Origin of the sequence: Sphingomonas sp. BE138, from assembly GCF_031456125.1 — a bacterium.
Lineage (GTDB): Bacteria > Pseudomonadota > Alphaproteobacteria > Sphingomonadales > Sphingomonadaceae > Sphingomonas.
The window spans coordinates 18,862-38,582 of sequence record NZ_JAVDUC010000002.1; the positions used below are offsets into that span (position 1 = coordinate 18,862).

General features: G+C 67.9%; 19 protein-coding genes and 2 tRNA genes. 6 read left to right on the forward strand and 15 right to left on the reverse strand.

Annotation, left to right across the window (positions count from 1 at the left end; translation table 11 throughout):
- Positions 1–219: 219 nt before the first annotated feature.
- From J2Y58_RS02775 to lon, 3 genes are all read right to left on the reverse strand, one after another.
- A tRNA-Val gene (locus J2Y58_RS02775) sits at positions 220–294 on the reverse strand.
- Positions 295–355: 61 nt separating this feature from the next.
- Positions 356–628, reverse strand: a complete 273-nt coding sequence (locus J2Y58_RS02780; RefSeq protein WP_310098409.1) for an HU family DNA-binding protein — start codon at positions 626–628, stop codon at positions 356–358.
- Between the two features lie 161 nt (positions 629–789).
- A complete protein-coding gene (gene lon / locus J2Y58_RS02785; RefSeq protein WP_310098411.1) occupies positions 790–3,186 on the reverse strand; it encodes an endopeptidase La in 2,397 nt (798 codons plus the stop codon).
- Between the two features lie 10 nt (positions 3,187–3,196).
- Between lon and J2Y58_RS02790 the strand changes: the two genes are divergently transcribed.
- On the forward strand, positions 3,197–4,945 hold the full coding sequence (locus tag J2Y58_RS02790; RefSeq protein ID WP_405053058.1) for a M1 family metallopeptidase: 1,749 nt from the start codon (positions 3,197–3,199) through the stop codon (positions 4,943–4,945).
- Positions 4,915–5,160: a hypothetical protein gene (locus J2Y58_RS02795; RefSeq protein WP_310098414.1), complete on the forward strand. Its 246-nt coding sequence runs from the start codon at positions 4,915–4,917 to the stop codon at positions 5,158–5,160. Before J2Y58_RS02790 ends, J2Y58_RS02795 begins: the two co-directional genes overlap by 31 nt.
- A gap of 10 nt (positions 5,161–5,170) precedes the next feature.
- Here J2Y58_RS02795 and J2Y58_RS02800 read toward each other — a convergent pair whose 3' ends face one another.
- From J2Y58_RS02800 to J2Y58_RS02825, 6 genes are all read right to left on the reverse strand, one after another.
- Positions 5,171–6,295, reverse strand: coding sequence for an ionic transporter y4hA (locus J2Y58_RS02800; protein ID WP_310098417.1), 1,125 nt, complete (start codon positions 6,293–6,295; stop codon positions 5,171–5,173).
- Between the two features lie 268 nt (positions 6,296–6,563).
- Entirely contained in the window at positions 6,564–7,832 is a 1,269-nt protein-coding gene (gene clpX / locus J2Y58_RS02805) for an ATP-dependent Clp protease ATP-binding subunit ClpX (protein ID WP_310098420.1), read from the reverse strand.
- Between the two features lie 242 nt (positions 7,833–8,074).
- Positions 8,075–8,761, reverse strand: a complete 687-nt coding sequence (clpP, locus tag J2Y58_RS02810) for an ATP-dependent Clp endopeptidase proteolytic subunit ClpP (RefSeq protein ID WP_310098422.1) — start codon at positions 8,759–8,761, stop codon at positions 8,075–8,077.
- 56 nt (positions 8,762–8,817) lie between these two features.
- Complete coding sequence (locus J2Y58_RS02815; protein ID WP_310098424.1) at positions 8,818–9,774, reverse strand: glycosyltransferase; 957 nt, start codon at positions 9,772–9,774, stop codon at positions 8,818–8,820.
- Positions 9,775–10,146: 372 nt separating this feature from the next.
- Entirely contained in the window at positions 10,147–11,829 is a 1,683-nt protein-coding gene (gene tig / locus J2Y58_RS02820; protein ID WP_310098427.1) for a trigger factor, read from the reverse strand.
- Between the two features lie 57 nt (positions 11,830–11,886).
- A tRNA-Leu gene (locus J2Y58_RS02825) sits at positions 11,887–11,971 on the reverse strand.
- A 107-nt stretch (positions 11,972–12,078) separates the two neighbouring features.
- On the opposite strand from J2Y58_RS02825, the gene J2Y58_RS02830 reads away from it, so the two are divergent.
- Together J2Y58_RS02830 and J2Y58_RS02835 are read left to right on the forward strand one after the other, a co-directional pair.
- A complete protein-coding gene (locus tag J2Y58_RS02830; protein WP_310098430.1) occupies positions 12,079–12,240 on the forward strand; it encodes a hypothetical protein in 162 nt (53 codons plus the stop codon).
- A gap of 15 nt (positions 12,241–12,255) precedes the next feature.
- Entirely contained in the window at positions 12,256–12,456 is a 201-nt protein-coding gene (locus J2Y58_RS02835) for a hypothetical protein (protein WP_310098433.1), read from the forward strand.
- A gap of 51 nt (positions 12,457–12,507) precedes the next feature.
- Here J2Y58_RS02835 and gatB read toward each other — a convergent pair whose 3' ends face one another.
- The 5 genes from gatB to gatC are packed head-to-tail and all read right to left on the reverse strand — an operon-like array spanning position 12,508 to position 16,431.
- Positions 12,508–13,971, reverse strand: a complete 1,464-nt coding sequence (gene gatB, locus J2Y58_RS02840; RefSeq protein WP_310098435.1) for an Asp-tRNA(Asn)/Glu-tRNA(Gln) amidotransferase subunit GatB — start codon at positions 13,969–13,971, stop codon at positions 12,508–12,510.
- Positions 13,964–14,368 (reverse strand): type II toxin-antitoxin system VapC family toxin, encoded by a 405-nt coding sequence (locus J2Y58_RS02845; protein ID WP_310098438.1) that lies wholly within the window; start codon positions 14,366–14,368, stop codon positions 13,964–13,966. Before J2Y58_RS02845 ends, gatB begins: the two co-directional genes overlap by 8 nt.
- The gene (locus tag J2Y58_RS02850; protein ID WP_310098441.1) at positions 14,365–14,604 is read right to left on the reverse strand and encodes an AbrB/MazE/SpoVT family DNA-binding domain-containing protein; all 240 of its coding nucleotides are present in this window, start codon (positions 14,602–14,604) and stop codon (positions 14,365–14,367) included. The genes J2Y58_RS02845 and J2Y58_RS02850 overlap by 4 nt, the downstream gene beginning before the upstream one ends.
- Positions 14,605–14,659: 55 nt before the next feature.
- The gene (gatA, locus tag J2Y58_RS02855; RefSeq protein WP_310098443.1) at positions 14,660–16,144 is read right to left on the reverse strand and encodes an Asp-tRNA(Asn)/Glu-tRNA(Gln) amidotransferase subunit GatA; all 1,485 of its coding nucleotides are present in this window, start codon (positions 16,142–16,144) and stop codon (positions 14,660–14,662) included.
- A complete protein-coding gene (gene gatC / locus J2Y58_RS02860; RefSeq protein ID WP_310098447.1) occupies positions 16,144–16,431 on the reverse strand; it encodes an Asp-tRNA(Asn)/Glu-tRNA(Gln) amidotransferase subunit GatC in 288 nt (95 codons plus the stop codon). Before gatC ends, gatA begins: the two co-directional genes overlap by 1 nt.
- Before the next feature lie 135 nt (positions 16,432–16,566).
- Here gatC and J2Y58_RS02865 point away from each other — a divergent pair, with 135 nt between their 5' ends.
- Together J2Y58_RS02865 and ruvX are read left to right on the forward strand one after the other, a co-directional pair.
- Positions 16,567–17,664 carry a DUF3089 domain-containing protein gene (locus J2Y58_RS02865; RefSeq protein ID WP_310098450.1) on the forward strand — a complete coding sequence of 366 codons (1,098 nt, stop codon included), beginning with the start codon at positions 16,567–16,569 and terminating at the stop codon, positions 17,662–17,664.
- Complete coding sequence (gene ruvX, locus J2Y58_RS02870; RefSeq protein WP_310098452.1) at positions 17,661–18,128, forward strand: Holliday junction resolvase RuvX; 468 nt, start codon at positions 17,661–17,663, stop codon at positions 18,126–18,128. Before J2Y58_RS02865 ends, ruvX begins: the two co-directional genes overlap by 4 nt.
- Before the next feature lie 208 nt (positions 18,129–18,336).
- Here ruvX and J2Y58_RS02875 read toward each other — a convergent pair whose 3' ends face one another.
- On the reverse strand, positions 18,337–19,638 hold the full coding sequence (locus J2Y58_RS02875; protein WP_310098453.1) for an outer membrane protein transport protein: 1,302 nt from the start codon (positions 19,636–19,638) through the stop codon (positions 18,337–18,339).
- Positions 19,639–19,721: the final 83 nt, after the last annotated feature.

The window sequence follows — 19,721 nt, forward strand, 5'->3', positions numbered from 1 at the left end:
AAGCGTTACGGGCGCGTGACAGTGTGCTGGTTCGGGACGGTGGGTTCGAGGTCGTCATTCCCGCGCGGGCGGGAATCCAGACGCGCAGGTCCATCAATAGAGGCGCGACGACATGGGTGCTGGATTCCCGCCTTCGCGGGAATGACGACAGCAACGGGGAAGCGGACGCGAAAAGCCCCGCCGGTCCTTCGCGACCGGCGGGGCTTTTCGTGATCCGGATGGTGGGCGCGACAGGGATTGAACCTGTGACCCCACCCGTGTGAAGGGTGTGCTCTACCGCTGAGCTACGCGCCCATCCGTTGGCGGAGCGGAGCCATTACGCAAGCGACCCGCACCTGTCCAGTAGGAATTCGGCTCAGTTGAGCGAATCCTTCAGGATCTTGCCGGCCTTGAACTTCGGCTGGCTCGACGCCTTGATCGTCATCGGCTCGCCGGTGCGCGGGTTGCGACCCGTCGACGCCTTGCGCTTGCTGACCGCGAACGTGCCGAAGCCGACGAGGCGCACTTCGTCGCCCTTCTTCAGGCACGTGGAAATAGTGTCGAAGACGGCCTCGACCGCGCGGGTCGCCTCGTTCTTGCCCAGTCCGGCAGCCGTCGCGACCTGCGCGATCAGTTCCTGCTTGTTCATCCGCAAAACCCCGTTCTGATGATCGTTACGTATAAGGAATGGATTCGCGGATCGGAACCCGCATCCCCCCAGTAAGGCGCGACCCCCAGTGCGAGTCAAACGAAACCGCCGTGCCGCAGGAACGGCACGGCGGTCACAATCGGTTGAGTTGCTAGCCGAAATCAGTGATGCAGCTCGCCACCCGCCGGTGCGATCGGCGCGGGCGGAAGCGCGGCGAGCTCGTCCGCCTCGGTCCAGTCGATCGCTTCCAGCGGACGCACCAGCGCCAGCCGCAGCACCTCGTCGACGTGCGAAACGGGAACGATCTTCAGCCCGTCGCGGATATTCTGCGGGATGTCGGCGAGGTCCTTTTCGTTCTCCTTCGGGATCAGCACCGTCTCGATCCCCCCGCGCAGCGCGGCGAGCAGCTTCTCCTTCAGGCCGCCGATCGGCAGCACGCGCCCGCGCAGCGTCACCTCGCCGGTCATCGCCACTTCCTTGCGCACCGCGATGCCGGTCAGCGTCGAGACGATCGACGTGACCAGCCCGATGCCCGCCGACGGCCCGTCCTTGGGCACCGCACCCTCGGGCAGGTGGATGTGGATGTCCTTGCGGTGGAACAGGCTGGGCTTGATCCCGAACGACGGCGAGCGCGCCTGGACGAAGGAATAGGCGGCCTGCACCGATTCCTTCATGACGTCGCCCAGCTTGCCGGTGACCTTGGCCTGACCCTTGCCGGGGACGGTGACGCTTTCGATCGTCAGCAATTCGCCGCCGACCTCGGTCCAGGCCAGGCCGGTGACCGCGCCGATCTGATCCTCCGTCTCCGACAGGCCGTGGCGGAACTTCTGCACGCCCGCAAACTCGCCGAGATTGTCCGGCGTGATCGTGACACTCGTCGCCTTGCCCTCGAGGATCTGGCGCAGCGCCTTGCGGCACAGCTTGGCGACCTCACGCTCCAGCGTGCGCACGCCCGCCTCGCGGGTGTAGCGCTGGATCAGCGCGCGCAGCCCCTCGTTGGTCAGCGTGAACTCGCCGGGCTTCAGCCCATGCGCCTCGATCTGCTTGGCGATCAGATGCCGTTCGGCGATCTCGACCTTCTCGTCCTCGGTATAACCCTCCAGCCGGATGATCTCCATGCGGTCGAGCAGCGGCTGCGGCAGGTTCAGCGAGTTCGCGGTGCAGACGAACATCACGTCCGACAGGTCGATGTCGATCTCGAGATAATGGTCGTTGAACTTCGCGTTCTGCTCCGGATCGAGCACCTCCAGCAGCGCCGAGGCGGGATCGCCGCGGAAATCCTGGCCGAGCTTGTCGATCTCGTCGAGCAGGAACAGCGGGTTGCCGGTCCCGGCCTTCTTCAGGTTCGTGACCACCTTGCCCGGCAGCGAGCCGATATAGGTGCGGCGGTGGCCGCGAATCTCGGCCTCGTCGCGCACGCCGCCCAGCGACTGGCGGATGAACTCGCGCCCGGTCGCCTTGGCAATCGACTTGCCGAGGCTGGTCTTGCCCACGCCCGGCGGACCGACGAGGCACAGGATCGGCCCCTTCAGCTTGTTGGTGCGCGCCTGGACGGCGAGATATTCGACGATCCGGTCCTTGACCTTCTCCAGCGCGTAGTGATCCTCGTTCAGGATCGCCTCCGCGGCGGGAATGTCCTTCTTGATCTTGCTCTTCTTGCCCCACGGCAACCCGAGCAGCACGTCGAGATAATTGCGCACCACGGTGGCCTCGGCGCTCATCGGCGCCATGGTCTTCAGCTTCTTCAGCTCCGCGGTCGCCTTAGTGCGCGCCTCCTTCGACAGCTTGAGCGTGGCGATCTTCTGCGTCAGCTCGGCGACCTCGTCGCCCTCGCCTTCCTCGCCCTCGTTGCCCAGCTCGCGCTGGATCGCCTTCAGCTGCTCGTTGAGATAATATTCGCGCTGCGTCTTCTCCATCTGGCGCTTGACGCGGCTCTTGATCTTCTTCTCGACCTGCAGGACGCCCAGTTCGCCTTCCATCAGCGCATAGGCCATCTCCAGCCGCTTGAGCGGATCGGCCTCCATCAAGAGCGCCTGCTTCTCGGATACCTTGACCTGGATATTGCCCGCCACCGTGTCCGACAGCCGCCCGGCGACGTCGATCTCGGCCAGCTGCGCGGCGAGTTCGGCGGGCAGCTTGCGGTTGAGCTTGGCGTAATTCTCGAACTGGTCGACGACCGAGCGCATCAGCGCCGCCGCCTCCGGGCCTTCGACCTCGGCATCGGCGACCGGCTCGATGGTGGCGGTCAGATAGTCGCCGCTCTCCTCAAGCGACTCCAGCGTCGCGCGCGCCTTGCCTTCGACCAGCACGCGCACGGTCCCGTCGGGCAGCTTGAGCAGCTGGAGAACGGTGGCGGTGACGCCCATCGCATACAGGTCGTCGCGCGCGGGATCGTCCTCGGCCGGATCGAGCTGGGCGACGAGAAAAATCTCCTTGTCGGCCGCCATCGCGGCTTCCAGCGCGGCGACCGACTTGTCGCGTCCGACGAACAGCGGCACGATCATGTGCGGGAAGACGACGATATCGCGAAGCGGCAGAACGGGGAAAGTGGACGTCATGGATACTCCGGTGCCGCCCGTAGGGAGCGGCCAACGCAGACTATATGGTGGCTTCGCGTTCGGCATCAATCTCCTGCTGGGACTGGCTGTCCCAGCGTCGGCCGGCGCGCAAAAGCTGCCGGGCAAGGGGGAGCCGCCGATCAGCGCGCAGACGCAGGTGTCGGGCGGCATGCGGGCGAACGGGCAGGAGGCGCTGCATCTGGAAAGCGCCGACCTGGCCTTCGCGCCCGACCCGGCGACGCGGCGCCTGACAGGGCGCGCGACGCTGGTCGTGGCGGCGACCCGCACCGTGCCGGCGATCACGCTCGATCTCGATTCGAACTATGCGGTGCGGTCGCTGACGGTCGACGGCGCGCCGGCGCGGTTCGCGCGGCCGGACGGGCGCGTCGTGATCTCGCGCGCGCTGCGGGCCGGGCAGCGCGCGACGGTGGCGATCGGCTATGACGGTACCCCGCACGTCGCGGTCAACGCGCCATGGGACGACGGGATGGTCTGGGCAACCACGCCGGACGGCCGCCCGTGGATCGCGAGCACGACCGAAGGCTATGGCTGCGACCTGCTGTGGCCGTGCCTCGACTTTCCGACCGGCAAGCCCGAGGTCGCGACGCTGCACATCACCGCGCCCAGGGGACTGACGGCGCCGTCGAACGGGCGGCTGCTGGGCGTCGATACGCTGGCGGACGGGCGGACGGTGTGGAACTGGCGTGCGCGCCAGCCCAATACCTATGCGATCGCGATCAACATCGGGCCGTACGAGGTAATCGAGGGCGCGTACAAAAGCCGGTTCGGCACCACGATCCCGCTGTATTACTGGCACCTGCCCGGCGAGGGGGCGAAGGCGCGCGCGCTGTTCGACGAGTTCGAGCCGACGCTCGACTTCTTCGAGCGCGTGATCGGCCCCTACCCGTTCGGCGACGAGAAGCTGGGCGTGGTCGAGACGCCGCACAAGGGCATGGAGCACCAGACGATCAACGCCTATGGCAACGGCTACGCCAAGGCGCCCGAGGGGTTCGACTGGCTGTTCCACCACGAGTTCAGCCACGAATGGTTCGCCAACCAGCTGACCGCCGCCAACTGGGACGATTACTGGCTCCACGAAGGGTTCGGCAGCTATATGCAGCCGCTGTACGGCCAGTGGCGCGACGGTGCGGCGCGCCATGCGGTGATGATGGAGGCGCAGCGCAACCAGATCGCGAACCGTGCGCCCATCGTGCGCGACCGCGTGCTGACCGAGGAAGAGGTGTACGAACCGGCGAAGGGCGGTGCGGGCACCGACATCTATTACAAGGGATCGTGGACGCTCCACACGTTGCGGTGGCTGATCGGCGACCGGGCATTCTTCGAGGCGGTGCGGCGGCTGGTCTATGGCCGCGCCGATCCGCGGCCGGGCAATTTCCAGCCACGTTACGGATCGACGCGCGAGTTCGAGGCGATCGTGCGTGCGGCGAGCGGGCGCGACCTGTCGTGGTTCTTCGACACCTATCTGCGCGACCGTGCGTTACCCGAGCTGACGATGGCGCGCGACGGCGGCAGTGTGCGGCTGGCGTGGACGACGGAGCGGCCGCGCGTGTTTCCGATGCCGGTCGAGCTGACGGTCGACGGCGTGCCGCGCACGGTCGACATGCCGGGCGGGCGCGCCACGATCGCGGTGCCCGCCGACGCGCATATCGTGGTGGACCCGAATGCGCGCATCCTGCGCCGCTCGGTCGCGGTGGAGGAGTATCAGGCGTGGCGACAGGCGCAGACGAAGCCCCGGTAGCTGCACGGGTGGCGGAGATGGCGGCGATCTTCATGATCGGCGACGGGCTGCTCGGGCTGGTGCAGACCAGGCGGCATACCGACTTGTGGAAGGATCGCGCGCTGGGGGCGGAGCGGACGGTGCGGCCGTTCGTGGGCCGACCGGGTCGGCGCCGGGCGTATGCGCTGCTACAGATCGCCGCGGGGCTCGCGCTGGCGGCGCGGCAGCGGGGATAGCGGCTTCCGTCTACGGCACCACGGTGGTGAAGAGGTAGACCGCGAAGATCACCAGATGCACCGCTCCCTGCAACACGGTGGTGCGCCCGGTGCCGAGCGAGATCGTCGCGATGAACAGCGACAGCGCGAGCAGCACCGTCTTCATCGCCCCCAGACCGAGCGCCAGCGGAAGGTCGAGCACCAGACTGACGATCGCGACCGCGGGGATCGTCAGCCCGATCGTCGCCAGCGCGGAGCCGAGCGCCAGGTTGAGGCTGGTCTGGATGCGGTTGCGGGCCGCGGCGCGATAGGCGGCGAGGCTTTCGGGGGCGAGCACCAGCGCCGCGATCACCACGCCGACCACCGCCAGCGGGAGCCCGGCACCCAACACCGCTTCCTCGACCGTCCGCGACAGCGCCTTGGCGAGCAGCACGACCGCGACCAGCGCGACCAGCAGCACGCCGAACGCCGCGGCGGTGGTGGCGCGCGACGGGATCGCGGCATGGCCGTCGTCGCCGCCCTGCTCGGGCAGGAAATATTCGCGATGGCGCAGCGTCTGCACCATCACGAACACGCCGTAGAGAAAGAGGCTGACCACCGCGACCAGCACGAGCTGCGAGGTGGCGTAATACGGACCCGGGGTGGTCGCAGTGTAATTGGGCAGGACGAGCGTCAGCACCGCGAGCGCCGCCAGCGTGCACAGCGCCGCGCTGACCCCGCGCAGCGTGAAGCGCTGCTCGCCGTGGCGCACGCCGCCGACCAGCAGGCACAGCCCGATGATGCCGTTGAGGATGATCATGATCGCGGCGAACACGGTATCGCGCGCGAGCGCCGAGGCGTCGCCGGCGTCGGAGAGCATCAGCGAGACGATCAGCGATACCTCGATCACGGTCACCGCGATCGCCAGCACCAGCGTTCCGAACGGCTCGCCGACACGGTGCGCGACGACCTCGGCGTGGTGGACGGCCGCGAGCACGCAGCCGAACAGCACGACGGTCGCGCCGATCGTCCCCGCCACACCATAGCGGTAGAGCGAAAACAGCACCGTCACCACGCCGAGCGCCGGCAGGACCAGCGTCCACAACGGCAGCTCGAGCCGGTGCAGCAGCGACCGGCGCACGTCGGCGGGCGGCAAAGCGTCGTCGTCGATGGTCATGCGGTCGGCAAGGCTCCCTTTGCCGACCAATGCGCGAGCGGCGGACATGATCCGCGCGTGTAACGAGCGGCGTTAGCTACTCAGCCGCATCGTCATCGCCGCAAAGGCGGGGATCCAGACGCGCAGGTCCGTCGATAGCGCCGCACGCGCAGAGCTTCTGGATTCCCGCCTTCGCGGAAATGACGGAAACCGCCCGGCCACAGCCGACACGAAAAAAGGGCGGCCGCCGTTTCCGGTGACCGCCCCTCCGTCTCGATAGACCTGCGCGTTACGCGACCTCGCCGGCCTTCTTGCTCTTCTCGGCATAGACGCGGACCGGATCCTTGCGGCCCTCGACCACGTCCTTGTCGATCATCACCTCGTCGACCGAGTCCATGCCGGGCAGGTCGAACATCGTGTCGAGCAGGATGCCCTCAAGGATCGAGCGCAAGCCACGCGCACCGGTCTTGCGCTCGATCGCCTTCTTGGCGACCGTTGTCAGCGCATCGTCGGTAAAGCCGAGCTTGACCTCCTCCATCTCAAACAGCTTCTGATACTGTTTGACGAGCGCGTTCTTCGGCTCGGCCAGGATCTTGACCAGCGCGGGCACGTCGAGGTCCTCGAGCGTCGCGATCACCGGCAGACGACCGACGAATTCGGGGATCAGCCCGAACTTCAGCAGATCCTCCGGCTCGGTCTGGCGCAGCACCTCGCCGGTGCGGCGCTCCTCCGGGGTGGCGACATAGGCGCCGAAGCCGATCGACTTGCCCTGTAGGCGATCGCCGATGATCTTTTCCAACCCCGAGAACGCACCGCCGCAGATGAACAGGATGTTGGTCGTATCGACCTGGAGGAACTCCTGCTGCGGATGCTTGCGCCCGCCCTGCGGCGGCACGCTGGCGGTGGTGCCTTCCATCAGCTTCAGCAGCGCCTGCTGCACGCCCTCGCCCGACACGTCGCGGGTGATCGACGGGTTCTCGGCCTTGCGGCTGATCTTGTCGATCTCGTCGATGTAGACGATGCCGCGCTGCGCGCGTTCGACGTTATAGTCCGACGCCTGGAGCAGCTTGAGGATGATGTTCTCGACGTCCTCGCCGACGTAGCCCGCCTCGGTCAGCGTCGTGGCGTCGGCCATCGTGAACGGCACATCGAGGATGCGCGCGAGCGTCTGCGCGAGCAGCGTCTTGCCGCAGCCGGTCGGCCCGACGAGCAGGATGTTGCTCTTCGCCAGTTCGACGTCGGCACCCTTGGCGCCGTGGTTCAGCCGCTTGTAGTGATTGTGGACCGCCACCGACAGCACGCGCTTGGCCTGCTTCTGCCCGATGACGTAGTCGTCGAGCACGTCGCAGATCTCCTGCGGCGTCGGCACGCCGCCGTCCTTCTTGGCGACCAGCGCGGACTTCGTCTCCTCACGGATGATGTCGTTGCACAATTCGACACATTCGTCGCAGATGAAGACGGTGGGCCCGGCAATCAGCTTGCGCACCTCGTGCTGCGACTTGCCGCAGAACGAGCAATAGAGGGTGCTCTTGCTGTCGCCGCCACTCAGTTTCGTCATTCAGTCCATCCTTCGTCGCGGGTCGTCGACCCGCCATGCGCGGCGCAGGCTACCGCACCGCTCCTTAAGCAACAACGTACAAAGCGACGTTGGCCATGGCGCGCCGCGAGGGTCCCGCCCCGTGCCGCCGTCACCGGATATATCGAACGTCCCGTCACGGGCTTCAAGGGCAGGCCCGGGGCGGTTCGTCGCGAACCGGCATAGCGACGCGGGGTAAGCAATTCGTATCCGCCGCGCCTGCCTCAGGCGGCCGCGGCATCCTCGGCGGGCTGCGGCCGCTTGTCGAATACCTGGTCGATCAGGCCGAACTCCTTGGCCTCCTCCGCGCTCATGAACTTGTCGCGGTCCATCGCGCGCTCGATCTCCTCGAGCGGCTTGCCGGTGTACTTGGCATAGAGCGTGTTGAGGAAATGGCGCATCCGCAGGATCTCGCGCGCCTGGATCTCGATGTCCGCGGCCATGCCCTGCGCGCCGCCCGACGGCTGGTGGATCATGATGCGGCTGTTGGTCAGCGCCACGCGCATGCCGGGCTCGCCGCTCGCGAGCAGGAAGCTGCCCATCGAGGCGGCCTGGCCGATGCACACCGTGCCGACGCGCGGGCGGATGTACTGCATCGTGTCGTGGATCGCCATGCCCGCCGTGACGACACCGCCCGGCGAGTTGATGTACATGTAGATGTCCTTCTTCGGATTTTCCGATTCAAGGAACAGCAGCTGCGCGGTGATGAGGCTGGCCATGCCGTCCTCGACCCCGCCGGTCACGAACACGATCCGTTCGCGCAACAGGCGCGAGAAGATGTCGAACGACCGCTCGCCGCGGTTCGACTGCTCGATCACGATCGGCACCAGACCGGCCTGGGTCTGCTGCATGCCGAGCCCGGCGCTGGCCAGCTTGCCCGCGAAATCGCCGGTGTCGAACGGATTGTGCATGGAAACTCTCTTTTCGTCTGGGAAGGCCCGCAACATCGGTGCTTCCGCGAAACGGTTCAAGCCCCTTCGCGGGTCGGTGCGGCGGGTGCGGAGAGCTGGAGATAGGCGAGCCGCTTCACCTCGCGCCGACCGCGCACCACGGTGTCGAGGATCAGCCCGGCGAAGAAACACAGCGCCGCCAGGATCATGAGCCCGGTCGCCAGGATCGCGGTCGGCAGGCGGGGGACGAGCCCGGTGTGCATGTAGGTGATTGCCAGCGGCACCGCGAGCACCACCGCCAGCAGCGCGAGAACCCCGCCGATCCCGCCGAAGAACCACAGTGGCCGCTCGATCCGATAGAGCGTCACGATCGTACCGAGGATGCGCCAGCCGTCGCGATAGGTGCTCAGCTTCGACACCGAGCCTTCGGGACGCGCGAAATAGGCGGTGTCGACCTCACCCACCGGCATCTTCAGTTCCAGCGCATGGACGCTGATCTCGGTCTCGATCTCGAACCCGACCGACAGCACCGGGAAGCTCTTGACGAAGCGGCGCGAAAATATGCGGTAGCCGCTCAGGATATCGGTGAAGCTGCGCCCGAACAGCCGGGTCAGCATTCCCGTCAGCAGCGCGTTGCCGAGCCGGTGCCCGCGGCGATACGCCGCCGCCGCCTCCCCGACCCGGCAGCCCACGACCATGTCGAGCTGCTCCTCCAGCATCCGCGCGACCAGCGCGGGGGCGGCGGCGGCGTCGTAGGTCGCGTCGCCGTCCGCCATGACATAGACGTCGGCGTCGACATCGGCGAACATCCGCCGCACGACCGCGCCCTTGCCCTGGATCCGTTCGGTGCGGACGACCGCCCCTGCCGCCCGTGCGACCGCGACGGTGCGATCACGGCTGTTGTTGTCGTAGACATAGATCGCGGCGCCGGGCAGCGCGGCGCGGAAAGCGGCGACCGTCTGCGCGATCGCAGCCTCCTCGTTGTAGCAGGGCAGCAGGACGGCCACCCTCGGCGGCGTCGCGAACTCGGTCATTGCTTCTTTCCCTGGCGACCGCACTGGCGCGTCCCGGTCACATGGACCTAGCACCGATCCACCGTCACCTTTCAGCACCGACTTCGTCATCCCCGCGCAGGCGGGAATTCAGATCCGCTAACGTAGCGGCTCTACAAGCAGCCTGAGCGTTTCTGGATTCCCGCCTTCGCGGAAATGACGGCGGGAGTGTTACCCATGCCGTCACACCGAAGGTCAACCCATTTCGGCCCGTCGTTGCGAGCGGAACGATGCTCTGACGACGTGGATCATACCGCTCGCTTCCCGATACGACAACGCCGCCGTCGAGCGGACCCTCGACAGCGGCGTCGTGCGATACGCGCGCCGTGGCGAGCGCGCGGATCGTCATGCGCTTCAGGCAGCCGGCTTCTTCGCGCGCGGCTTCTTGGCCGGGGCGGCGTCCGCAGCCTCGGTGCCCTCGGCGGCTTCGGCCGCTTCCGGCGACGATTCGGTCACCTGGGTCTCGGCCTCGACCGGTGCGGCGGCCTTCTTGGCACGCGGCTTCTTGGCCGGCGCCGGCTCACCCTCCGGTTCGGTCACCGCACCGGCGTCCTCGCCCTTGGCCACCGGCTTCTTGGCGGCGGCCTTCCTGGCCGGCTTCGCCTCGGCATCGCCCTCGCCGCCCTCGACGGCGTCGGCCTTCTTCTTGCGGGCCTGCTTCGGCTTGTGGTTGTCGTGATCGTGGGTGTGCGTGCCGGTCGCGAAACCGTCCTCGCTCTCGATCGCGGCTTCCAGCTCTTCCTTGGTCGTCTCGCGATCGGTGATCTCGGCCTTGTCGAACAGGAAATCGACGACCTTGTCCTCGTACAGCGGCGCGCGCAGCTGCGCGGCGGCCATCGGGTCCTGCTGGACGTACTGGATGAAGCGCTGGCGATCCTCGGGGCCGTACTGCTGCGCGGCCTGCATCAGCAGACGCTGCATCTCGGCTTGCGTCACCTCGACGCCGTTCGCCTGGCCGATCTCGCTGAGCAGCAGGCCCAGGCGCACGCGGCGCTCGGCGATCTTGCGGTAATCGTCGCGCTCCGCTTCCATCTCGTCGAGCGCGGCCTGCGGATCGGGCTCGTGCGTCGCTTCGTGCTGGAGCTGCTGCCAGATCTGGTTGAACTCGGCCTCGACCATCGACGGCGGCACTTCGAAGTCATGCCCCTCGGCCAGCTGGTCGAGCAGCTTGCGCTTCATATAGGTGCGCGTCAGGCCGTTGTTCTCCTGCTCGAATTGGCCCTTGATCAGCCCGCGGAGCTGCTCGAGGCTTTCGAGTCCGAGGCTCTTGGCCATCTCGTCGTCGATCTGGCTCTCACCGGCGGTCTTCACCGACTTGATCGTCAGGTCGAACGTCGCGTCCTTGCCGGCCAGTTCCTTGGCGCCGTAATCCTCGGGGAAGCTGACCTTGATCTGGCGCTCCTCGCCGGCCTTTGCGCCGACGACCTGCTCCTCGAAGCCGGGGATCAGGCGACCCGCGCCCAGCTCGACCGCCATGTCGGTGCCGGTGCCGCCGTCGAACGCCACGCCGTCCATCGTCTTGCCGACGAAGTCCATCACGACCTGGTCACCGGTCTCGGCGGCCTTGTCGCCCGCGTCTTCCCAGCGCTTTGCGCCGTCGGCGAAGCGCTTCAGCTGCTCGTCGATCGCCGATTCGTCGACCGGCACGGTCAGCCGCTCCAGCTTCAACCCCTCGATCGCGGGCGCCGGAACCTGCGGGAGCACTTCCAGCTCGACCTTCAGCTCGGCGTCCATGCCGGAGGCATAGCCCTCGCCCAGCTCGACGGTCGGCTGCATCGCCGGGCGCAGCTGCTTCTCGGCGATCAGCGCCTGGATGCCTTCCTGGATCGAGGTGTTGAGCGCGTCCTGCTCGATCGCCGGGCCGTGCATCTTCTTGACCAGGTTGGTCGGCACCTTGCCCGGACGGAAGCCCGGCATCTTGATCTGCGGCGCGACGCGCTTCAGCTCGGCATCGACCCGCTTGGCGATGTCGCCGGCGGGGATGGTCAGGGTGTAGGCGCGCTTCAGGCCCTCGTTCAACGTCTCGACAGTCTGCATTGGCCGCTTTCGTCAGAAGAATTTCGTGAGTGGTGGCCACCCCGCTTGCGCGGGGACTGGTGCGGGCGAAGGGAATCGAACCCCCACATCTTGCGATACCAGAACCTAAATCTGGCGCGTCTACCAGTTCCGCCACGCCCGCTAGTCGGACACCGCCGGTCGGCGGCATCTATACCGCCCGGCGCGACGGGGCAAGCGGGCAACCCGCGCTTCGGCGAGGCGTTGTGATGGGCGAAGGAGAAAAATGCCATGGCGACCAACCCCGGCGACATTCCCGCCGACGTGCCGCAGCCGACTCAGCCGGCCACGCCCGACGCGCCCCCGCCCGAAATCGCGCCGCCCGGCCCGGACGTCGACGTGCCCGCCCCCGGTACGCCTGCGGGCAATCCGCCGGCCAACCCCAGCATCTGAAGGAGGCGCAAGGCCATGACCGAGAAGACGATCGACCCGATCCCCAACCGCGACGACGACCGCCCCGACATCCAGCAGGCCGTCGAGGCGCGCAGCGACGCGGTGGCACGCGGCGAAGGCGGCAAGGAGCCGGCGCGCTTCACCGACACCGGCGAGTTCGACGGCAACAGCGGCACCGGCGGCGAGGTCAAGAACCAGGACCTGACGCAGCAATAAGCCGCAGCGTCGAAGGCGGGAGGAGCGGCCGGCGCCGCTCCGCCCGTTTCTTTATCCCAGCGCCTTCTTCAGCAGGTCGTTGACCACCGCCGGATTGGCCTTGCCGCCCATCGCTTTCATCGTCTGACCGACGAAGAAGCCGAACAGCGCGACCTTGCCGCCGCGATATTGCTCCAGCTGGCCGGGATTCTTCGCCAGCACCTCGGCGATCACCGCCTCGATCGCGCCGGTGTCGCTGGTCTGCTTGAGCCCGCGTTCCTCGACGATCTTGCCGGGCGCGTCGCCGGTCTCCAGCATCGCCTCGAACACCTGCTTGGCGAGGCTGCCGCTCAGCGTGCCATCGGCCACCAGCGCGAGCAGCTCGGCCGCCTGACCCGGGGTCACCGGGCTGTCCGCGATGCCCTTGCCCAGCCGGTTGAGCGCGCCGAACAGCTCGCTGGTCACCCAGTTCGCCGCCGCCGCAGGCTTCGCGCCCGCCTCGAGCAATGCGTCGAACCAGCGCGCGCTTTCCACCTCGGCGGTCAGCACCTGCGCATGGTACGGCGTGATCCCCGCCGCCTCGTAGCGCTTGCGCTTCGTGTCGGGCAGTTCGGGCAGCGACGCCAGGCACTCGGCGAGGAAATCGTCGTCCAGCTCCAGCGGCAGCAGGTCGGGATCGGGGAAATAGCGATAATCGTGCGCGTCTTCCTTCGACCGCATCGAGCGCGTCGTGCCGGTGTCGGGATTGAACAGCCGCGTCTCCTGCACGATCGTGCCGCCCGCCTCCAGCACGTCGACCTGCCGCCCGGCTTCGTGCTCGATCGCCTGCATGACGAAGCGGATCGAGTTGACGTTCTTCGTCTCGGTCCGGGTGCCGAATTCCTCGCCGGGCTTGCGCACGCTGACGTTGACGTCGGCGCGCATCGAGCCCTGGTCCATGTTGCCGTCGCACGACCCGACATAGCGCAGGATCGAGCGCAGCTTGGTCAGGTACGCCCCGGCCTCGGCGGGCGAGCGCATGTCGGGGCGGCTGACGATCTCCATCAGCGCGACGCCCGAGCGGTTGAGATCGACATAGGAGCGCGTCGGATGCTGATCGTGCATCAGCTTGCCGGCGTCCTGCTCGACGTGGATGCGCTCCACGCCGATCGTCTTGGCATAGCCGTCCGCCTCGATCTCGACCGCGCCCTCGCCGACCAGCGGATGATAGAGCTGCGAGATCTGATATCCCTGCGGCAGATCGGCATAGAAGTAGTTCTTGCGATCGAACCGCGACCAGCGGTTGATCTGCGCATCGATCGCCATGCCGGTGCGCACCGCCTGGCGGATGCACTCGCGGTTCGGCACCGGCAGCATCCCAGGCATCGCGGCATCGACCAGCGACACCTGCGTGTTCGGCTCGGCGCCGAACGCCGTGGCGGCCCCGGAGAACAGCTTGGCATTCGACGTCACCTGCGCATGGACTTCGAGGCCGATGACGACCTCCCAATCGCCGGTGGCGCCCTTGATGCGGAACGAGGTGGATGCGTCAGCCATGGTCGGTCTCGGGTGTAATGAGGGTGAGGTCGGGAAAGTAGGTGGCGAAGCGCTTGCGGTCGCGCGTGACCAACGTCGCGCCAAGCGATACCGCGTGCGCGCCGATCAGGAAATCGGCGAGCACCGATTGCTGCCGACCGCCGGCCAAGCGGTAGCCGACATGCGCATGTCCGGCACGATACGCGATCGCAGGAGTCAGCGCTTCGATCGCGATCCCGAGCTCGGTCAGAAAGACCATCACGGCATCGGACGATCGAAATGCGCGCGCCACCTCCGCAACGACGACGTGGTTCGCCACCAACGGTCTAGCAGCATTGCCAAGCGCCTGCTTGGACCAATTGGTCCACTCGCCATCCTCGACCAGATCGATGACGACGTGGCTGTCGACGAAGATCATTCCAGCGGTTCGCGGATCCACGCCATATATTCGTCGGTGCTCATGCCGAGCGGAAGGGGGGCGGATAGTGCGCGCGCCCGCGCCAGCCGATCCTCGAACGTCTGCGCGGCCGGCTCCTCGCCCTTTACCAGCCGAACGCCGGCATCGGATCGCTCGAACGACACAATGTCGCCGGGGTGAAGCCCCAACGCCTGGCGCACGTCGTCGGGAATGGCGACGTGACCGTTCAGGTTCATCCTGCTCTGCTTGCCCATCAGGAGATTTTAGCGCCAGCCCGAACGAGCGTCCAGCTTACCACCACCGCGCGGGGCGCGCCGTGAAGCCTGCACGTTCCTCGATCGCCAGCGCGGCGTTGAGCACGCCCTGCTCGTCGAGCGGCTTGCCGATGATCTGGAGCCCGAGCGGCAGCCCGGCCGCATCCAGCCCGCCCGGCACGCTCATCGCGGGCAGCCCGGCAAGGCTGGACGGCACGGTGAACACGTCGTTGAGGTACATCGCCAGCGGATCGGCCGACTTCTCGCCCAGCGCGAACGCCGCCGACGGCGCGGTCGGGGTCAGCAGCACGTCGCACGCCTCCCACGCGCGCTCGAAATCGCGCGCGATCAGCGCGCGGACCTTCTGCGCCTGCGTGTAATACGCATCGTAGAAGCCGGCCGACAGCACGTAGGTGCCGATCAGGATGCGGCGCTTCACCTCGTCGCCGAAGCCCTCCGCGCGCGTCTTGGCGTACATTTCCTGAAGGTTCGCACCGTCCGGCAGGTCGCGCAGGCCGTAGCGCACGCCATCATAACGCGCGAGGTTCGACGACGCTTCGGCCGGCGCGATGATGTAATAGGCCGGCAGCGCATATTTGGTGTGCGGCAGCGAGATGTCGACGATCTCCGCGCCCGCATCCTTCAGCCACGCGATCCCCTGCTGCCACAGCGCCTCGATCTCGGCGGGCATGCCGTCGACGCGGTATTCCCTGGGAATGCCGACGCGCTTGCCCGCGAGCGAGGCATTGAGCTGCGCTTCCCACTGCGGAACGGGCAGGTCGAGCGAGGTCGCGTCCTTCGCGTCGAACCCTGCCATCGCCTCCAGCATGATCGCGCAGTCGCGCACGTCGCGCGCCATCGGTCCCGCCTGGTCGAGCGACGAGGCGAAGGCGATCGTGCCCCAGCGCGAGCAGCGGCCATAGGTCGGCTTGATGCCCGAGATGCCGACGAACGCGGCGGGCTGGCGGATCGAGCCGCCGGTGTCGGTGCCGGTCGCGCCCGGCGCGATCCGCGCCGCGACCGCCGCCGACGATCCGCCCGACGAGCCGCCCGGCGCAAGATCGGCATTGCCGCCGTCCTGACGCCGCCACGGGCTGATGACGTTGCCGAAATAGCTGGTCTCGTTCGACGACCCCATCGCGAACTGGTCCATGTTGAGCTTGCCCAACATGCCCGCGCCCGCGTTCCACAGGTTCTGCGAGACGGTCGATTCATACTCGGGCGTGAAGCCTTCGAGGATGTGGCTCGATGCGGTCGTCGCGACGCCCTTCGTGCAGAACAGGTCCTTCATCCCGATCGGCACGCCCGCCATCGGCTTCGGCGTCTCGCCGGCGGCGCGCGCGGCGTCGGCGGCGTCGGCGGCGGCCAGCGCATGGTCGGGGGTTTCGACGAGGAAGGCATTGAGCGGCTTGGCGGTGGCGACCGCAGCGTTGAACGCCTCGGCCACCTCCCGCGCGGAGAAGTCGCCATCGCGCACGCCGTTGCGGATCGCGGCGATGCCCAGGTCGGTCAGTTCGGTCATTATTCGATCACCTTGGGCACGGTGAAGAAGCCGTGTTCGGCCTGCGGCGCGTTCGCCAGCACCTTGTCGCGGACGCCGCCGTCGGTGACGACGTCGTCGCGCAGCCGCAGGCGGTTCGGGATCACCGCGGTCATCGGCTCGACCCCGGCGGTGTCGACCTCGCCGAGTTGTTCGATCCAGTCGAGGATGTTGCCGAGTTCGGGCGCGAGCCGCGCCGCCTCGTCGTCGGTGATGGCGATGCGGGCAAGGCCGGCGATGCGCCTTACGGTTGCGGTGTCAACGGACATGCGCGTGCCGCTACCACCCGTTCCCCCGATCATGCAACACGCGCCTGCGCGGTTGCACGATCCGCAAACCTGGGGCACCAGCTTTGCGGTTGCGGATCGCGCGCTTTTGCTGCACCGCACAATGGTGACACGCTCTTGGCCCGCAAATTCCTCTACGTCGTCGTCGCGCTGATCGTGCTGGCGACCGCGGCTGCCTTTGCCTATCGGCTCTGGGGGGTCGGCATGATGCGCATGGCGATGGTGCCGGGCGAGTCGTTCCGCGACCAGAACCGGCTGACCGCGAAGGATTATGCGCCCGACGCCATGTGGCTGGCGCGCCCGGCGCTGGCGCGCAACCCGGCATTGTGGACCCCGCCCGGATACGCCCCGCGCAAGACCCGCGGCGGCGCGGCGGTGTTCTTCATCCACCCGACATCGTATCTGAACCGCGCGCATTGGAACGCGCCGCTCGGCGACGAGGAGGCGAACAACCGCGCCGCCTTGTTCCTGCGCGGCCAGGCCAGCGCGTTCAACGAGGCGGGCGAGATCTGGGCGCCGCGTTACCGGCAGGCGACGTTCGGTGCGTTCCTGACCGATCAGCGCGCCGCCGAACAGGCGCTGGCGCTGGCGTACGGCGACATCCTGGCCGCGTTCGACGCCTTCCTGGCCGAGGCGGGGCCGACGCGCCCGATCATCCTTGCCGGGCACAGCCAGGGTGCGCTGCACCTGACGCATCTGCTCAAGGACCGAGTCGCGGGCACGCCGCTCGCGAAGCGGATCGTGGCGGCCTATGTGATCGGCTGGCCGGTGTCGGTCGCCAACGACCTGCCTGCGCTCGGACTGCCGGCCTGTGCGCGCGCCGACCAGCGCGGCTGCGTGCTGTCGTGGCAGACCTTTGCCGAGCCTGCCGACCCGTCGCTGATCCTCGACAATTACGACCGCTCGACCGGGTTCGACGGCAAGCCCCGCCGCGGCACGCAGATGCTGTGCATCAACCCGCTGACCGGCACCCCGGACGCGAGCGCACCGGCCACCGCCAATCTGGGCACGCTGTTCCCGAATGCCTCGCTCAGCGAGGCGCGGATCGAGGCGGGGCGGATCGGCGCGCGTTGCGGCGGGCGCGGCTTGCTGCTGATCGGATCGCCGCCCGACGTCGGGCCGTACACGCTGCCGGGCAACAACTACCACGTCTACGACTACAGCCTGTTCTGGGCGAACGTCCGCGCCGATGCCGCGCGGCGGCTGGCGGCATGATCGTCGACTCGGCGGCGGCGTTCCGCGCCGCGTTGCCGGAGGGCGGGCGGCTGCTGGGGCTGGACGTCGGCACCAAGACGGTCGGCACCGCCTTGTGCGACGCGGAGTGGAGCTTCGCGAGCCCGGCGCAGCTGGTGAAACGCACCAAGTTCACTGCCGACAAGGCCGCGCTGGTCACGCTGTCGCAGGCGCAGGCGGTGCGCGGCTGGGTGATCGGGCTGCCGTTGAACCTGGACGGCAGCGAGAGCCCGCGCAGCCAGTCGACGCGCGCCTTCGCGCGCAACTGCCGCGACACCGGCCTGCCGATCCTGCTGTGGGACGAACGCTGGTCGACCGTCGCCGCCGAGCGCGCGCTGATCGAGCAGGACTTCAGCCGTGCGAAGCGCGCCGAGCGGATCGACAACCACGCCGCCGCGCATATCCTGCAGGCAGCGATCGACGCGCTGGTGTCGGTGGAGGGCTGAACGTCACGCGCCGGTCGGGGCGGGTAGATCGAAGCACCAGCCAGCGGCACGCTTGGGACACGCCCTTCGACAAGCTCAGGACGAACCGGGTTTGGGAGGCAAGGCACTCCCCTGTTCCGTTCGTGCCGAGCTTGTCGAAGCACGTGCCTCGTGCGCTGGGCCCTGTGGAGCGACAGCCCCTCCCCGGAAGAGGAAGGGGCTACACGCATCAGAAGCGGAAGCGTCCGCCCAGCGACAGGATGATCGCGCGCGCATCCTCCAGCCGCCCATTGACGAGGATCGGCGTCTGCACGGCCGAACCGACGTATGCCGCGGTCGTCCGGTCGATCGTCGTGTCCTCGAAGTCGACGTAGTTCGCCGCCGCATCCAGCGAGAAGTTCGGCGTAACGTCGAACGAGCCGCCGATCGCGTAATTCCAGCGGTTCGCATCAGGCACGCGCGCGTCGCGCTCGCCGTCGCGGGTCGGGGTCAACGTGCGCTGCGCACCGGCGCGCACCGTCACGCGCGGCGACACCGCATAGTCGAGGCCCGCCGCATAGCTCCAGATGCTGCGGTAATTCTCGGGCAGCGCGGTGTTGAGCGGCGCGCCGAGCCGGATCGCGTCGAACTTCTCCCAGGTGTAGCGGATCGTCTGCGCGTTGAGCGTCAGCCGGTCGGTGGCGCGGAAGCGGCCGCCGACCATGATCTGCGCCGGCGTGTAGAAGCTCGCCTCGACATCGTTCAGCGTGCGGTTCTGCCCGGCAAGCGGCCCCAGCAGCCCGCCGACGGTCAGGTCGCCCTTGAGCGTATGCTTGATCGCCGACTTGTAGCTGACGCCGACCGTCGCCCAGTCGTTGTGCATCTGGAAGCCCGCGGTCCAGCCCACGTCCCAGCCGCTGCCCGCCAGCTTCTGGCTGCCGTCGGGCAGCGCCGCCGACAGATTGGGCAGCGCGTTGGTCAGGCTCGCCTCGGTATGCTCGACGTTCACCGCGCCGCCGACGCGCAGCCAGTCGGTGACCGCGACCGCCAGCGACGGCTGGATGTCGAAGGTGCGCAGATAGGTGCGGTCCGCGCTGTAGCGTGCCCAGCTGTTGTTGTCGTAATCGGTCGTGAAGCTGTACGGCGAGGTCACCGCCAGGCCGACCGCCAGCCGGTCGCCCAGCGGGATCGCGACCGCGCCCGAGGGCAGCAGACCCTTGTTGATCGGGTTGCTCGACGGCGAGGTGCCGCCGACCGGGGCGGGCGCCTGCTGCGGCCGCACGATCAGCGTGCCGTTGTCGACCACGTCTCCCTTGGGCAGGATCAACGAGGTGCTGATCGTCGCCTCCGCCTTCTCGATCCCGGCGATCGCCGCCGGGTTCCACCACAGCGACGCCGCACCGGTATCCGCGGCCTCGCCCGAGAAGGCGCGGCCCGCGCCGCGTGCGGCCTGTTCCTGCAGGTAGAAGGCCTGTGCATCGGCGACGCCGGCCAAAGCGGTCGCGCCGGCCAATGCGGCGAGCGAGACGGCGATCCGGTGATGGTGCTTCATGGGGCGATCCTCGTGTCTTTTTATGTCCGGCCGGTTCCTGCCGATCACCGGGGTGAAGGCAAGCCGAAATCGCCCCCGCCCGG

Coding starts and splice junctions, on each gene's coding strand:
- J2Y58_RS02800 (WP_310098417.1), bottom strand. CDS start 6,295: ATGACCATCGACGACGACGCTTTGCCGCCCGCCGACGTGCGCCGGTCG.
- ruvX (WP_310098452.1), top strand. CDS start 17,661: ATGATCGTCGACTCGGCGGCGGCGTTCCGCGCCGCGTTGCCGGAGGGC.
- lon (WP_310098411.1), bottom strand. CDS start 3,186: ATGACGTCCACTTTCCCCGTTCTGCCGCTTCGCGATATCGTCGTCTTC.
- J2Y58_RS02830 (WP_310098430.1), top strand. CDS start 12,079: ATGGCGACCAACCCCGGCGACATTCCCGCCGACGTGCCGCAGCCGACT.
- gatC (WP_310098447.1), bottom strand. CDS start 16,431: ATGTCCGTTGACACCGCAACCGTAAGGCGCATCGCCGGCCTTGCCCGC.
- J2Y58_RS02835 (WP_310098433.1), top strand. CDS start 12,256: ATGACCGAGAAGACGATCGACCCGATCCCCAACCGCGACGACGACCGC.
- J2Y58_RS02815 (WP_310098424.1), bottom strand. CDS start 9,774: ATGACCGAGTTCGCGACGCCGCCGAGGGTGGCCGTCCTGCTGCCCTGC.
- clpP (WP_310098422.1), bottom strand. CDS start 8,761: ATGCACAATCCGTTCGACACCGGCGATTTCGCGGGCAAGCTGGCCAGC.
- J2Y58_RS02780 (WP_310098409.1), bottom strand. CDS start 628: ATGAACAAGCAGGAACTGATCGCGCAGGTCGCGACGGCTGCCGGACTG.
- tig (WP_310098427.1), bottom strand. CDS start 11,829: ATGCAGACTGTCGAGACGTTGAACGAGGGCCTGAAGCGCGCCTACACC.
- J2Y58_RS02875 (WP_310098453.1), bottom strand. CDS start 19,638: ATGAAGCACCATCACCGGATCGCCGTCTCGCTCGCCGCATTGGCCGGC.
- J2Y58_RS02845 (WP_310098438.1), bottom strand. CDS start 14,368: ATGATCTTCGTCGACAGCCACGTCGTCATCGATCTGGTCGAGGATGGC.
- gatA (WP_310098443.1), bottom strand. CDS start 16,144: ATGACCGAACTGACCGACCTGGGCATCGCCGCGATCCGCAACGGCGTG.
- gatB (WP_310098435.1), bottom strand. CDS start 13,971: ATGGCTGACGCATCCACCTCGTTCCGCATCAAGGGCGCCACCGGCGAT.
- clpX (WP_310098420.1), bottom strand. CDS start 7,832: ATGACGAAACTGAGTGGCGGCGACAGCAAGAGCACCCTCTATTGCTCG.
- J2Y58_RS02850 (WP_310098441.1), bottom strand. CDS start 14,604: ATGAACCTGAACGGTCACGTCGCCATTCCCGACGACGTGCGCCAGGCG.